This window comes from Hominibacterium faecale (assembly GCF_020734085.1).
Taxonomy (GTDB): domain Bacteria; phylum Bacillota; class Clostridia; order Peptostreptococcales; family Anaerovoracaceae; genus Hominibacterium; species Hominibacterium faecale.
This window is the reverse complement of sequence record NZ_JAJAGH010000016.1, coordinates 26,617-40,598: the sequence shown is the minus strand read 5'-3', so window position 1 is coordinate 40,598 and position 13,982 is coordinate 26,617. Positions and strand designations below refer to the sequence as shown.

General features: G+C 48.0%; 12 protein-coding genes. 10 read left to right on the top strand and 2 right to left on the bottom strand.

What is annotated here, in order from left to right:
* Positions 1 to 164 precede the first annotated feature (164 nt).
* Positions 165 to 305: a hypothetical protein gene (locus LG211_RS18220; protein ID WP_269478157.1), complete on the bottom strand. Its 141-nt coding sequence runs from the start codon at positions 303 to 305 to the stop codon at positions 165 to 167.
* Between the two features lie 422 nt (positions 306 to 727).
* Here LG211_RS18220 and LG211_RS18215 point away from each other — a divergent pair, with 422 nt between their 5' ends.
* From LG211_RS18215 to LG211_RS18170, 10 genes are all read left to right on the top strand, one after another.
* Positions 728 to 952: a helix-turn-helix domain-containing protein gene (locus LG211_RS18215; RefSeq protein ID WP_269478156.1), complete on the top strand. Its 225-nt coding sequence runs from the start codon at positions 728 to 730 to the stop codon at positions 950 to 952.
* 172 nt (positions 953 to 1,124) lie between these two features.
* The gene (locus LG211_RS18210) at positions 1,125 to 1,538 is read left to right on the top strand and encodes a glycosyl hydrolase family 18 protein (RefSeq protein ID WP_269478155.1); all 414 of its coding nucleotides are present in this window, start codon (positions 1,125 to 1,127) and stop codon (positions 1,536 to 1,538) included.
* Positions 1,539 to 2,053: 515 nt separating this feature from the next.
* A complete protein-coding gene (locus LG211_RS18205) occupies positions 2,054 to 3,427 on the top strand; it encodes an MATE family efflux transporter (protein WP_269478154.1) in 1,374 nt (457 codons plus the stop codon).
* 51 nt (positions 3,428 to 3,478) lie between these two features.
* Positions 3,479 to 4,027, top strand: a complete 549-nt coding sequence (locus tag LG211_RS18200; RefSeq protein ID WP_148397191.1) for a flavodoxin family protein — start codon at positions 3,479 to 3,481, stop codon at positions 4,025 to 4,027.
* A gap of 384 nt (positions 4,028 to 4,411) precedes the next feature.
* A complete protein-coding gene (locus tag LG211_RS18195) occupies positions 4,412 to 6,133 on the top strand; it encodes an acetolactate synthase catalytic subunit (RefSeq protein WP_269478153.1) in 1,722 nt (573 codons plus the stop codon).
* Positions 6,134 to 6,190: 57 nt separating this feature from the next.
* Positions 6,191 to 7,588, top strand: a complete 1,398-nt coding sequence (locus LG211_RS18190) for an aldehyde dehydrogenase family protein (protein WP_269478152.1) — start codon at positions 6,191 to 6,193, stop codon at positions 7,586 to 7,588.
* Positions 7,589 to 7,710: 122 nt separating this feature from the next.
* Positions 7,711 to 7,905, top strand: a complete 195-nt coding sequence (locus LG211_RS18185; protein ID WP_269478151.1) for a hypothetical protein — start codon at positions 7,711 to 7,713, stop codon at positions 7,903 to 7,905.
* Complete coding sequence (locus LG211_RS18180; protein ID WP_269478150.1) at positions 7,841 to 8,224, top strand: hypothetical protein; 384 nt, start codon at positions 7,841 to 7,843, stop codon at positions 8,222 to 8,224. The genes LG211_RS18185 and LG211_RS18180 overlap by 65 nt, the downstream gene beginning before the upstream one ends.
* A 260-nt stretch (positions 8,225 to 8,484) precedes the next feature.
* Positions 8,485 to 10,080 carry a sodium:solute symporter family protein gene (locus tag LG211_RS18175; RefSeq protein WP_148397196.1) on the top strand — a complete coding sequence of 532 codons (1,596 nt, stop codon included), beginning with the start codon at positions 8,485 to 8,487 and terminating at the stop codon, positions 10,078 to 10,080.
* Positions 10,081 to 10,257: 177 nt separating this feature from the next.
* Entirely contained in the window at positions 10,258 to 11,580 is a 1,323-nt protein-coding gene (locus tag LG211_RS18170) for an aspartate aminotransferase family protein (protein ID WP_269478149.1), read from the top strand.
* A 78-nt stretch (positions 11,581 to 11,658) separates the two neighbouring features.
* Here the strand turns inward: LG211_RS18170 and LG211_RS18165 are convergent, their stop codons facing one another.
* Positions 11,659 to 13,761 (bottom strand): sigma 54-interacting transcriptional regulator, encoded by a 2,103-nt coding sequence (locus tag LG211_RS18165; RefSeq protein WP_269478148.1) that lies wholly within the window; start codon positions 13,759 to 13,761, stop codon positions 11,659 to 11,661.
* Positions 13,762 to 13,982: the final 221 nt, after the last annotated feature.

The window sequence follows — 13,982 nt, the reverse complement described above, 5'->3', positions numbered from 1 at the left end:
AGACGGAAGTTAGAGATACAGTAGAATAGCCCATACATATGCCCCGGGGGAGTGATCCTGACCGGGGCTTTTTTGTTGCCTTAGATGCTCATATTATTGCATTTGTGTTGACCGCTATTCAGCATCCTTTGTATAAGCATTGTAATATATCTTTGGGTAAATGTTTAAAATTCTGTATCGTTAAGCTTCATAACCAGTTTTGCAAGTTCTAAACGTCGTCTTGCTAAACACTTGTATTGATCTGTTTCGCCCTGTTCAGTTAAAATTTCTCTTATTAATAGCCATTCATCAAGTGTAAATTTCATCTTTTTTTCTCCCTTCCGGGGACCTATGCCCTTACTTCTTCAATATCTTTGTCAATGCCGCTATAGCGATGCCAAAAGCGACTAAACTAATTATTAATGTTATCACTTGCATAATTCGTACAATTGAGGTTATAATGATGTAACAGCCCCTTTCGGGGCGGGTAAGAGTTTTACTTCTTACCCTTGGTGTTTTTAGCTAACTTGAGAGCTATAATTGCAGTTATGAGTGAGATAACCGCGGTTCCCAAGTTGGCTATTTTTTCTATAATCTCAATTGTCCTCACCTCCTTTCTATGTTTATATAATACACTATTTTTTATATAATGTCAACTGTTTTTTATAAATAAATTTATATAGTATAAAAAAATTATTTGACTTAATATAAAATAAAGTGTATATTAAGTATGAAAGGAAGTGAGGAAATGCACACAGACGTAAGAGAATATATTAGTTTATGCAGAGTAAAAAAGGGCAACATGACAGAGGCAGAGCTTGCTAGACGAACAGGGCAGACACCGCAGAATATGAACAATAAATATAAGAGGAACACTTTTAAGGTGTCCGAACTTGAAAAGGTTGCGGAAGCGCTTGATGCAGAGCTGAAAATACAGTTTATCGACAAGGAGACCGGAGAGCCAATTATTTAAGCCAGACAAATAAAAAGAGCCTAACGAATAGGCTCAGACATAAGACAAGGAGGGCGGGCTTGCCACCGCTCCCAGTCATGTATAGTATAGCAAAATACCTTGAATTTTTCAAATGAAAAGTCAGGGTGTTTTTTACTTACTACATTGTTGTTGCTATACATACGGACCGCCGATGGCAGTTGCGCCACTCAACCAAGTACGCCGAGTACTCGATTACGCGGTCAGTGAGGTACCGCCGGATCAATTATTAATGGGGATCCCCAACTACGGTTACGATTGGACGCTTCCTTTTGTTCAGGGAGAATCCAGAGCAGAAAAGATTTCCAACGATGAGGCGATAGCCAGAGCAGAACGTTATGGTGCGGAGATCTTTTTTGATGAGCAGGCGCAATCCCCATATTATTATTACACGGATGAAAACGGCGCCGATCATGTGGTGTGGTTTGAAGATGAGCGGAGCATGCGGGCCAAACTGGCGCTTGTATCTGAGTATGGTCTGGCGGGGGTCAGCTATTGGAATATCATGGATTATTTTGCGGCCGGGTCTGAGGTGCTGCGGGAAATGTATGACGTGGCCAAGGTGTAATGCTGCGGGTTTTTGTTATGCGTTTGATCCGAGCTGAGGAGTGGCAGGCTGGCGCTTCAAGGGCGCTGCTTGGCATTCCGTTCGCTTTGGCTGAAAGGAGATTGAGAAGGAATGGGGAGTGTGAAAAAAGCAAAAACATAATGCGGAATTTACGCAGTTTTCAACGATTGGGGCCCCTCAAACGCGGTCTGGAGCGGATGGGAGGGCCTTTTCTCAATATGAGGCTCCGCGAACCCATAACTTTGCGTAAAAAGGTTAAATTTTCGCAGAAATTTTCCGCAGGGCCCGGCTCCCTGACAGGACCCCCCCCCTTAAAGCTTCCGGCAAGCTGGTGGTGCCGGCCTCGAGCATCAGGGGAAATGGCTGGTGAAGCTGGTGCTGCCTTTGCTGGGCTCAATAAAAAATCCGCAGCATTTGACAAACTCCAAAGTTCCTGTTAAGCTAAAAAAAGTTTAATCGATTCAAAACTGTATAAGCGATTTGTAGCTGACATTTGCCGCATTAAGGTGCTGACATTGAAAAAGAAAAATGTAGCGACAATCGAAATGTGCAACGGCCCCATCTTTAAGAATGTGCTGTTATTTGCTGTACCCATCATAATCGGGAATTTGATGCAGATACTGTTCAGCGCAGCAGACATGGTTATTGTGGGGAATTTTGCGGGAGAAAACGCGCTTGCGGCAGTAGGCGCCAATATCTCATTCATTTACTTAATCGTCAATTTATTCGTAGGTCTGTCAATAGGCGCAAACATTGTGACTGCCCGGTATTACGGCGCTCAAAATAAAGAAGAAGTGGAAGAAACCGTACATTGCTCCATGGCAATCTGTTTGGTTTGCGGGTTCTTCTTGGCAATTATGGGAGTGGCTGTTGCCAGAGTCTCTTTGGAGCTTCTGGGTACTCCGGAAACTGTTATAAATGATGCGGTCACTTATTTAAGGATCTGTGCCCTGGGTTTTCCATTCACACTGATTTTTAATTTTATCAGGGCTATTATGAACGCAGAGGGCGATACCAGGTTCCCTCTCACTTGTTTAATTCTTGCAGGCGGCACCAATATCGTGCTTGACCTGCTCTTTGTGCTGGCTTTTCATCTCGATGTCCCTGGCGTCGCATTGGCAACGGTTCTATCCAACGGCCTGGCGGCCGCCCTGATGACCATTCATCTATGCCGCAAACCGACAGCAATAAACCTGCAGATCCGGAACATTCGTTTCATCAAGTCCAAATTCTTCGAAATCATAAAAGTCGGATTACCTGCTGGGCTACAGGGGGTGGCCTTTTCCATATCCAATGTAATTGTCCAAAATGCCGTAAACTCCTTCGGCTCCATCGTTGTAGCGGGGAACACGGCGGTAATCAATCTGGAAGGCTTCTTATACCAGGCCATGTACGGCTTTTATCAGGCGTCGGGGACCTTTGTAAGCCAGAACTATGGAGCAAAAAAGTATGCAAGGATCAAAAGGGTGTTGGGTGTCTGCCTGCTTTGTGCCTTTGTCTCGGGATTTGGCCTCTCCCTGATCTCCATCGTTTTTCGCCGTGGGGTTTTAGGATTCTATTCCCAGCAGGAGGCGGTCATAGCCGCGGGCGTAATCAGAATTTTGGTCGTTTTTCCGCTGTACTGCCTCTGCGGTCTAAATGATGTTTTATCGGGAGCCATGCGGGGAATTGGCTATTCTACAGTTCCGCTTATTATATCTCTGCTGGGCGCCTGCGTGCTGCGGGTTGTGTGGATTTTTACCGTGTTCAGCGTGCAGCACACCCTGGTAGTCCTGTATCTGTCTTACCCGGTATCTTGGGCATTGACCTTTGTTTTACACTTTGCTGCGTTTCATGCAGGCTATAAAAAACTGAGAAAAAACGAGTCTGCGTGGTATGGCAGCAGTTAGAATCGTTGCGGTATCAATTGTTATTTTTCATAAAGAAAGGAAGCGAAGAAAATGAGTAAAAAGATTTTAGTTTTAACAGGCGGGGCCAGACATGGCGGAAACAGCCAGCTTATGGCGGATGCTTTTGTGAAAGGCGCAAAGGCGGCCGGCCATGAGGTTGTACGGTATGATGCGGGGTTTAAAGACATCAAGGGGTGCATTTTTTGCGAAACCTGTTATCAACTGGGCGAAAACAAAGCCTGCTCCCATGACGATGTATTCAATGAGCTGGCGCCCTATTATGAATGGGCCGAGTCGTTGGTAATCGTCACGCCGCTGTATTGGTATACCTATACGGCGCAAATAAAAGCGGCACTGGACAAGTATTATGCGCTGATGGTAGCTAAAAGGCCTCAGCCCATCCAAGAAGCCTACCTGATTACATGCGGCGCGGGAAAGGATGATTATAAATACGATGCCATCATCAATACCCACCAACTGATCGCAAAGGATCGCGGCTGGAACAACCTGGGATGCTACCATGTCAACGGCGTTTTTCATAAAGGCGACCTGGCAGACAAGTATCTGAAAGAATTGGAAGAGATCGGGAAAGGGTTTTAACGCGTTCTGAGCATTAAAAAACAGTGCCATAAAAACCTCTAAGCAATGGAAGAAATTTTGCTTAGAGGTTTTTTCATTTTGTGGATATGTTTCCTTTTTTACACAGGGAACCCTATTTTCTCTGGAAAAGCCTAAAACTTCCTAAAACAGACCCAATGGCCCAACGCCAAGCCTAAAAACAAAAAGAAGTGCCGTAAAAACCAAATATAAAAAAGAATCAACCCAAATTTAACGTCTAAATTTCAACGCCCACAAACGTTTTCAGAGTTTTTGGAAAAAAACCTTTTGCGGGTTGGCATATTAGTTGCTCAATTAGAAGGTGTAAATGCCTTCAAAAGGGGGTTCATAAGGAAAAACATTTTTACATAAGGAGTGACACAGAAGATGCAAGCAAAAGAATTGACAAATGCGGAACGGTTTGCAAGGGCTTTAAAACGAAATGGCGTTGAATTTATCTTTGGACAAAGCAATCCCACAAAGATCATGCTGGCCGCCATGGAGCTGGGGATCCGGCAAATCGGATTCAGACAGGAAAATACCGGCACCTATATGGCTCAAGCATACGCCATGGCATCAGGAAAAATCCCATGCGTAGCGGCGCAGAACGGTCCGGCTGCCACGCTGCTGGTGCCGGGGCTTTGTGAAGATTACAAGGCCGGACATCCGGTGGTAGCCATTGTACAGGAAGTCCCGCTCCACGATGCGGAAAAAAACGCTTTTCAGGAATTGGATCATGAAAAATTGTTCGAGGGCTGCGCGAAGTGGATAAAAAAGATCTACTCGCAGGACCGAATTGAAGATTATGTGGACATGGCTTTTACAGCAGCAGCGTCGGGGAAACCCGGACCGGCCGTGCTTCTCTGTCCCCAGGATATTTTCAACGATAAGACGGCCAGGCCGGTAGTTTCACCGAGAAAGGCTTCCTTAGGCCACTATCCGCTGGATCGAATGGTTCCGGCCCAAAGCGCGATCCAGGAAGCGGCCAAGCTGCTGCTCAATGCAGAAAATCCGCTGGTTTATGCGGGCGGAGGCATTTTTTCCTCCAGAGCAGTGGATGAAATTCGGGAACTGCAGGATGCCTTTTGCCTTCCTGTAGCAACAACGACAATGGGCAAGGGGGCAGTTGACGAAACCAACCCCCTCTCTGTAGGCGTCATTGGATATTACATGGGACACCGAAGCGCCACCAAATTCATGAAACCTTTGGTCCAAAGGTCCGATGTCGTTTTGCTGGTGGGCAACAGAACCAACCAGAACGGCACCGATACCTGGACCCTCCTGCCAGAGGATGCGACCTACATACACATTGACATCGATCCCATGGAAATCGGCAGGAACTATGAAGCGATTCGGTTACTGGGTGATGCCAAGCTCACCTTAAGGGCGCTCATCGATGAAATGAAAAAGGGAAATGCCGCCAAACGGCAGGCCAAGAAAGCGGAAATAGCCGCTGAAATCGCGGATGGAAGAGCCAGGCATCAAGTAGAGATCAAGGACGTGATGTGTTCACAAATTTCACCCATTCGAATTGAACGATTCATGGCTGAACTGGAAAGGCAAGTGGCGGACGACTGTATGGTCGTTGCTGACGCAAGCTTTTCCTCCATCTGGAATGCCAACTATATAACCGCCAAGGCGGACAGAGAATTCTATTTCCCCAGAGGTCTTGCGGGCCTGGGCTGGGGATTCCCAATGGCCATGGGCTGCAAATTGGCCAGCCCGGAAAAGCCGGTATTCAGCCTGTCAGGAGACGGAGGCTTCGCCCATACATGGAGTGAGCTAGAAACCTGCAAACGGGAAGGCATCAATGTGATCGCGGCAGTGATCAATAATAAGATTCTGGGCTATCAGTATTACGCGGAAAAGTTCAAATTCGGCGAAGTGACAAACGCTGTCTGGATCGATACGGTGGACTACGCTAAGATTGCCGAATCCTGCGGACTGAAAGGCCTGACCATCCGAACCGTTGAAGATATTAAGCCGGTGCTGGAAGAGGCATTTGAAGCAGTAAAAACAGAGACGGTTGTAATTGACATAAAGACAGAAACCTTCTGTCAGCCGCCCCTGCCTATGATCGATACGCTCAAATTGGCGGAGCTGGTATAACAAGGATTAATACGCAGCGTATTAATATAAATGATCAACAAGAAAGGAAAGATGATTATGAGCAAAATGTTAGACGTAACAAATCCTTATACAGGAGAATTGGTTGAATCGATTAAACTGGACACAATTGAAGAACTGAAAGAAAAAGTTGCTAAAGCGAAGGCGGCCCAGCCGGCCTGGGAGAAAACACCCATTGTTGAACGGGCCAAGCTGATCATGAGCATGATTGACAAAATCGAAGAAAAGAGCGATGAGATCGGCCGTATCTGCGCCACAGAAATGGCAAAGCCCATCAACTCGGCTAAAGGCGAATGTTTCGACGGCGGAGAAATAGGCAGAGGCAACGTGGAACGGGCAAAACATCTATATGGAGATGTTTTCACAGGAACCACGGCAGGCCGGGAATATGACCTGGGATTTTCAAGAAGAGAGGCCCTGGGCGTAGTCGCCGCCATTATTCCCTTCAACTATCCCATTGAAATGTTCTTCCAGAAGACAACACCTGCGCTGGCGATGGGTAATACGGTAATCGTAAAAGCTCCGTCCTCCAATCCTTTGGCGGTGAGAATGCTGGTGGATTGCGCTCACGAAGTTGGAATTCCGGAAGATGTTATTTCCTTTACTGCCTGTGAAAGAGCGGTATCAACCCAGGCGCTTCTGACCCATCCTGATGTGGCGGCCATCGCTCTCACTGGAAGCACAGAAACGGGCGTGGAGATGATTAAGCTGGCCGCCGACTCCATGAAGAAAACCTTTATGGAACTGGGAGGAAACGATGCTCTCATCATCTGCGAGGACGCGGACGTGGACACGGCTGTACAGGAAGCCCTGGAAGGGAGACTTTATAACAACGGGCAAGTTTGCTGCGCCACAAAGCGCTATCTGGTTCCAACGAGTATGCATGATGAGTTCGTCGCAAAGTTAAAAGAGAAAGTGCTGGCAATTCCACGGGGCAGCCAATTCGATCCTGATGCAAAAGCCATCTGCTTAGTAACCGAGAAGGCGGCGATCAAGGTAGAAGCGCAAATTCAGCATACTGTAGAGCAGGGCGGAACCATCGTATGCGGCGGAAAGCGGGAAGGCGCCTTCATCGAACCGACCATCATCGACCATGTTTCCAAAGATGCGGATGTTGCCAAGGATATGGAAATCTTCGCCCAGGTATGGCCGATCATTACCTATGAAACAGAAGAAGAGGCGATTCAAATTGCCAATCAGTCCAGCTACGGCCTGAGCGGCGGCGTCCTTGCGGGCGATACGGTCCGGGCATTTCGCATTGCGGATCAGATGGAATCCTCGGCCGTTATCGTAAACGGATGCAGCTGTTACAGAATGAACGAACAGCCCTTCGGCGGATGCAAAGCAAGCGGTCTTGGCAATGAGGGAGTTGGCTATTCTCCGGAAGAATACAGCAGACTCAAGACCTATGTTTTAAAGGGAGCTTTTGTAAAGTAAGAAATCCCAAACATCATCGGGAGGTGGCCGTACCCAAAGAACTCAGAGCCTATGATATAAAAAGCACCAGCTATGTACATGAAACGTTAGAAGATTTCCTGCGCCTCGGAAACATCGAGGGTATGGAAGTGATGCAAGGGGATCAGGTGCTGGGTGTTCCAAACACCTGGGAGACAGCGATTGGCGCTTTGATAGCAGGCAGCTATCAGGTGGGCTGCATTTCGCAGCTGATGTGGAATCATCCGGGCTGCGATGAACATGATCATGCCCATTCCCATCACAGAGAAGGTACATGTTCCTACAGTGGATGCGATTAAAAACGTTTTAGGCATGGCATCGAGACTGGAAGAGAATATTGAACAATGGGAAGATGTCATTGACTTCACGTCAATCGATGAGATGGCCGCTACCTTGAAAGCGCAGGGCCGGGAGATGTTCCATCACATCCTGGACTGCCTGGACGACGCGGGACTTGACATTCACGACCCGCTCCACATGCTGCTGTTTATAAAAAAATTCGATGCGGCGCTCTTTGAAGAAACCTTTCATCCGGCAGCTGGGAAAAACGAAAAAGCGGGACGGCCGCTACCTTCCATTCTTAGGCGGCGTATTGAATACAATCCTGCCGGGCTATAACCAGCCTTCGGATGTGAAAGACAGGATTAACCAATCAGGCGTATTTGCAGATAACAATTTAATTGAAGCAATCCGGTTTATCAGAGACCATTCGTTATAACACGATCGGAAGTGATAAAAGGAAGGAGTCGTAATTATGGAAATTTTAATGGCATTATTTTGGGGAGGTTCCGTGGTCATATGCGGGCTAGTGGGGCTGCGTCAGTACAATAAAGAGTATCCTCCAAAGAAGGACAAAAAGTAGAAAGGAGAGCGTCGATATGAATGTATATCTTATTGGTGTCTTAATCAGTTTCGTTGTATATTTAATCGTAGCATTTGTCGTAAACAAATTCGTAAAAGGCGCGGATGATTATTTTGTCGCAGGAAGAAATGCGCCTACTGGACTTATCGTCGGATCCATGGTGGCCTCTCTTTTGAGTACAGGTGTTTTCTTAGGCGACTCGGGAGAAGCCTATAATGGGATATGGATCGCAGTCGCCGGGTGCGCGGCCATAAGCGCCGGAGGGTATGTGGTGGGAGCCATATTCTTCAGCCGTTTTCTAAGAAGAGCAAATGTATATACCATTCCTTCCTTCTTTGAAAAGCGCTTTTGCTCCCATGCAGTTGGTATTATGACCGTCATCGCGGTGGTGGTGGCAATGGCTGTCTATCTGCTGTCCGTTACCCAGGGCGGCGCCACACTGATGTCCAATGTAACCGGACTGGATTACAATATTTGTGTTTTATTGGCTGTTTTGCTCTTTACGATCATGGTTATCGCCGCCGGTTCAAAAGGCGTGCTGATAACGGATACGATTATGTTCGGCCTCTTTACTACCATTGGCGTGGTTTCCGTGATCATCGTATCAGTCAAAGCCGGAGGCTGGTGGAATATCATCGAGGATATCGCGGCCAACCCGGAAACCAGTTACCTGCTGTCCTGGTCGGGCAAATTGGGATATTTGTATGACACTGGTCTGGAAAATGTGATCTACTTCCTGGCCTACGGTATTTGCTGGGCAGGCGTGGCCTTTTGCGGACCATGGCAGTGCTCCCGCAACATTATGGCCAAGAGCGAGCACACGGTGATCCGTTCGGCTGTCTGGGTTGTCATCGGATGCTTCGGTGTTAACTACCTGGTCGAACTGGGAGCTGTTTTCATGCACGCTTTTGATATCGGCGATACGGAAGCGACGCAAGTATGGCTCTGGGCCGCAGGCAATGTACTTCCAACAATCATAGGCGTTGTGTTGGTAACCGGCATCATCGCCGCAGCCATTTCCTCTTCCACCACATTCCTGTCGCTGATCGGAGCATCGATTTCAAACGATATCTTCCGCATCAAAGACAGTAAGAAGAATGTCCTGGTTTCAAGAGTTTCCATGCTGCTGGTGGCCGCCATCGTGCTGGTTGTGGCAATCACAAATCCGCCGAATATCTGGTGGATCATGCAGATCGGCGCCACAGTGGTAATCTGCGCCATGCTCCCGGTGGCTATTGCAAGTGTCTGGAGCAAGAACATTACCAAGGCCGGGGCTTTCGCAGGTATGTGCGCAGGCTTTGCCGTCAGCTTCATTATGAAGGTAATCACCACTTCCCAGGGCATCACCGTGCCGATTTATTGCGACGTATATTTTGTAGGAACTCTCGCCAATATTGGGGCGATGATGATTGCAAACCGCCTGACCAAGGTGACGCCGGAAGAAAAAGAGCAGAGAGAGGCTTTGTTCATTGTTCCAGAGTCGGAGAAGGATCCCATTGAAATTGAAAAGACGAGAAAGGCCCTCAAAGCAAGCGTCTGGATTGGCGTAGGGATCTTCGCCTTCTGTCTGGTAACATGGATTATTCCATACTACATAGGGCTGAATGCGTAACATTCGGACCTGTAAGTAACACCCATTTGCAGATGCACCGGGAAATACTCCGGGTGCATCTGCTTGCTTGTTAGAAATAAACGAGTTGGAAGGAGAAATTCGGGGAACACTGCCCTTGGATGAAGCGAGGGCCTTGGGAAAAGCCATATAAAACGTACCCTGTAAAAGGAGGAAAACATGCGTAAGAGTGCGGAAATTTTTCAGGAAGCCAGTAAGCTAATGGTAGGAGGCGGCTGCGCGGGCGGCAGAATCCATGCTGCGCTGGGAACGCCCTTTTATATCGACCATGCGGACGGAAGCCATGTATTTCATGTTGACGGAGAGGAATTCATCGATTATCACTGCGGAGCGGGAGCCTTGCTTTTCGGGTGGAACCATCCCAGGATCCGCGAAGCCATCATCAAATGCGTGGACAAAGGCTTTTTCATGAACTTTGATTCCCCGGCGACATTAGAATTTGCACGTTTGTTTAAAGAGCTCGTTCCGACCGTTGAAAAAATACGCTTGACCAACTCGGGCACAGAAGCGACGCTGGCGGCAATCCGGGCGGCGAGGGCATACACGAAAAAGAATCTGATTATAAAAATGGACGGCCATTTTCACGGAATGCATGAAATGATCTGGTTCAATGGCGGCTGCGGTAGTGATTTGGACAAGTACGGCCAAACGAGGAGCGTGACGCCTGCCACGCCGGGGTTTCCTGCGGGGGCCGAGAAGAACGTCAAGCTGATTGAATTCAATAATCTGGATGCGGTTAAGCACGTATTTGAAACGTACAGAGGCGATATTGCCGCCATAATCATGGAACCTGTGAACTATGACTGCGGCTGCGTGCCGTCTACCAGAGAATATATGAAACAGGTCAGAGAGCTTTGTACGAAAGAAGGTATCCTGCTGATCTTCGACGAGGTGATCTCCGGGCTGCGTTTCCGGCCGGGAAGCGCCCAGGGCTATTATGGAATAAAGCCGGATTTGTCCACATTTGCCAAAGCGATAGCCAACGGTTTCTCCCTGGCCCTGGTGGGAGGAAAGGCGGAGATCATGGAGCTGTTCAATCCGACAGGACCGGTGATTTGCAGCGGCACAAGCTCCGGCAATTTGATGTCGGTCATGGCCGCAATCGAATGCCTGAAAATGGCTATGGAACCCGGATTTTACGATCAGGTGGAAAAGATTGAGAAAACGCTGTGCGCAGAACTGAACGCTTTGTTTGGCAAGCACGGCATTCCGGGCCATGTTCGCAGCCAGGGAGCCCAATTTGCCTTTTATTTCGGCTATGATGACCCGCAGCTGGATTATACCCTTTCAGAAACTGTCAAGCATTATCAGCCCCAGCTGTACCGGCGTTTTACCAGGGAATGTTTAGCAGAACACCTTTATGTCTTTGACGGCGGCGAAAAACCTTTTCCCCAGCACAACGGGTTCACAATCGCCCATACGGAGGATGATATTACTTTGACAATTTCCAAAGTGGATAGGATTTTTAAACGACTTAAATAAGTGAAACTTCCCTGATTATAGAAAAAGGAAGCGACTTGGCAGGATGAAAGGCCAAACCGGTTCCTTTTTGATGGATTGCTATTGGATGAATTGCTTGAGCAGCTGATATCCCCGATCGGTGAGTAGTGCTCCCTGCTTTGTTTTCCCCACTGTAATATAGCCCATTGCTTCTAATTTCTTCAACCTGCTTTTTATCTTGGATTCGGTGAGCTGGAGAGCCTGGGCGCTCTGAGTTTTGCATATGGAATTTCTGCCCGCCGTCACGCCCTGGTTTTGCAGGCGGAAAATGGCTTCTAATATGGCAATCAGGTCGGGACCGATGTAATCGCCTTTGACGGCCGCCTCTTCCCGGCCGGGTTTTCCGGTTTGGGCTGGTGATTCCGTTTCAGCCAGAGGACCGGTCTGCAGATTGTTTTCAAAATAAACGTTGAGCATGTCCAGGGCTTCTTCCCGGTCGGAAAGGGATGAAAGCATGTTCATGTATTCGGCCGCGGTCCTCAGCTCCCGGGCATTGCCGGGCCAAGTATAGGAAATGAGCTTGTCCCTGATATTGGGCAGGTTTGCCAGGGCTTTGGCCTGCTGGGATTCCAGCAGGTGGGAGATGATCTCCATAATATCCTCGGGGCGCTCTCTCAGAGGCTGCAGCCGCAGGTTGAGCACCTTGATGCGGTAGTAAAGATCTTCCCGGAAGGTTCCCTCGCGGATGGCCGCCTGCAGGTCCTTGTTGGTGGCGCAGATGATTCGCACATCCACAGGAATCACATCCGTTCCGCCGACCCGCACCACTTCCTTTTCCTCCAGAACGCGCAGCAGCTTGGCCTGAACGGGCAGGGACGCATCGCCGATCTCATCGAGAAAAATGGTCCCCTGATGAGCCAGCTCGAACATGCCTGCCTTACCGTTTTTCAAGGCCCCGGTAAAGGCCCCTTCCATATACCCGAAAAGCTCGCTCTCCGCCAGGGTTTCCGGCAGAGCCGCGAAGTTGATGGCCACGAAGTTGGATTCCCGGCGGGAGGACATATTGTGAATAGACTGTGCGAACAGCTCTTTTCCGGTGCCCGATTCGCCGGTGATCAATACGGGAAACTCGGTCTTGGCATAGACCTTGGCCAGTTTTTTGCTCCGCTCCATCAAGGTGCTGGAACCGAGGATATCGTCAAAGGTATATTTGGCTGTAAACCCGGTGGCTCTCAATTTTTTTCGAACCATGCCCTCTCTTTTTTTTAAAGTGGACAGCGGCAGCAGAGTGAAGGCTTTGTTTTGACTCTTGTCAACGTCCATTTCAAAGGAAGAGAGCAGCAGCTTTTGATTTTCGATGGTGACCAGAGTGTCGGTGAGCGGAACATTGGCGGCAATATAGGAGAGCAGTTCGGGCTGATCGCGGAAAACCTCCTTATAATCCATGCCCATGATTTCCTGGGGATCCCGAATCTCAAAGTATTTATTGGCCGTTTCATTGAATAAGATGATTTCATCGTTTTCATTGATTACAAAGGTAATGTTGTTGTTGATATCGCATATCTTTTCAAAATTATTTTTCAGTGTATTGGCCTGTTCTAAGGTGTTTTGCAGCTGGTAGCAGGATGCGGTGAAAAGGCGGATGCTGTCGTTGTAATAGGCCTTTGTAAAATCGGAAGGAAGATCAAAGGCCCGTATGATATCGATGATGGTGTACAAGGAAATTTTTCTCAGCCCGATATCGATATAAGGGCAGTCCAGCTTGGGGCAATCCTCCGGCACGCCTGTATAAATAACAGCATCGACCTGGGAGGTATCGATGTTATTTCCGGGAGCATAAGCCCTCATATTAATATGATTGATCCCCAGTTCAATGAAGGAGCGGATGGTTTCGTTGGCAGCATCCATGTGCTGGTTGACGATGAGCACGTTGGAGCCGTCCGGCAGAGATACTACTTTTTCCAGGGCCTGGCCGGATAAATCCCTTTTCTGGAGGATCAAGGTCGTATTGGGAAACCGTTCCCTGACAAGATTGACGGTCCGATGGGATATGATGGCGGCGGTGGGCACAAAATCCAGGTCAAACAGCTTTGATGGGCGTATGGATACAATATCTAACACATCTTCAAAGTAGGTTTGGATGGTATTGGTTAAAAATTCAAGGATGGTGGGGTCACTGATACAGATCAGCAATTTTTTGTTTTTCTGCTCCAAAGTTTCCATGGGTTTCTCTCCTTCTCGTCGATCAATCGTTTCAGGTCCCTCATATTTTCAAAAAAGCCGGGATGGGATGGCCCGCTTATCAGAAGTATACCTCAGTTTCGATGGAGATACAATGAATCTGGCAAAAAAGAGACTATAAAACCCTAAAAGAGACTATATTTTAGGGAAGTTCGAACTTCATAAAGGAAGTCCAAGTCCGCAGCTTTTTATATAATGCCTAT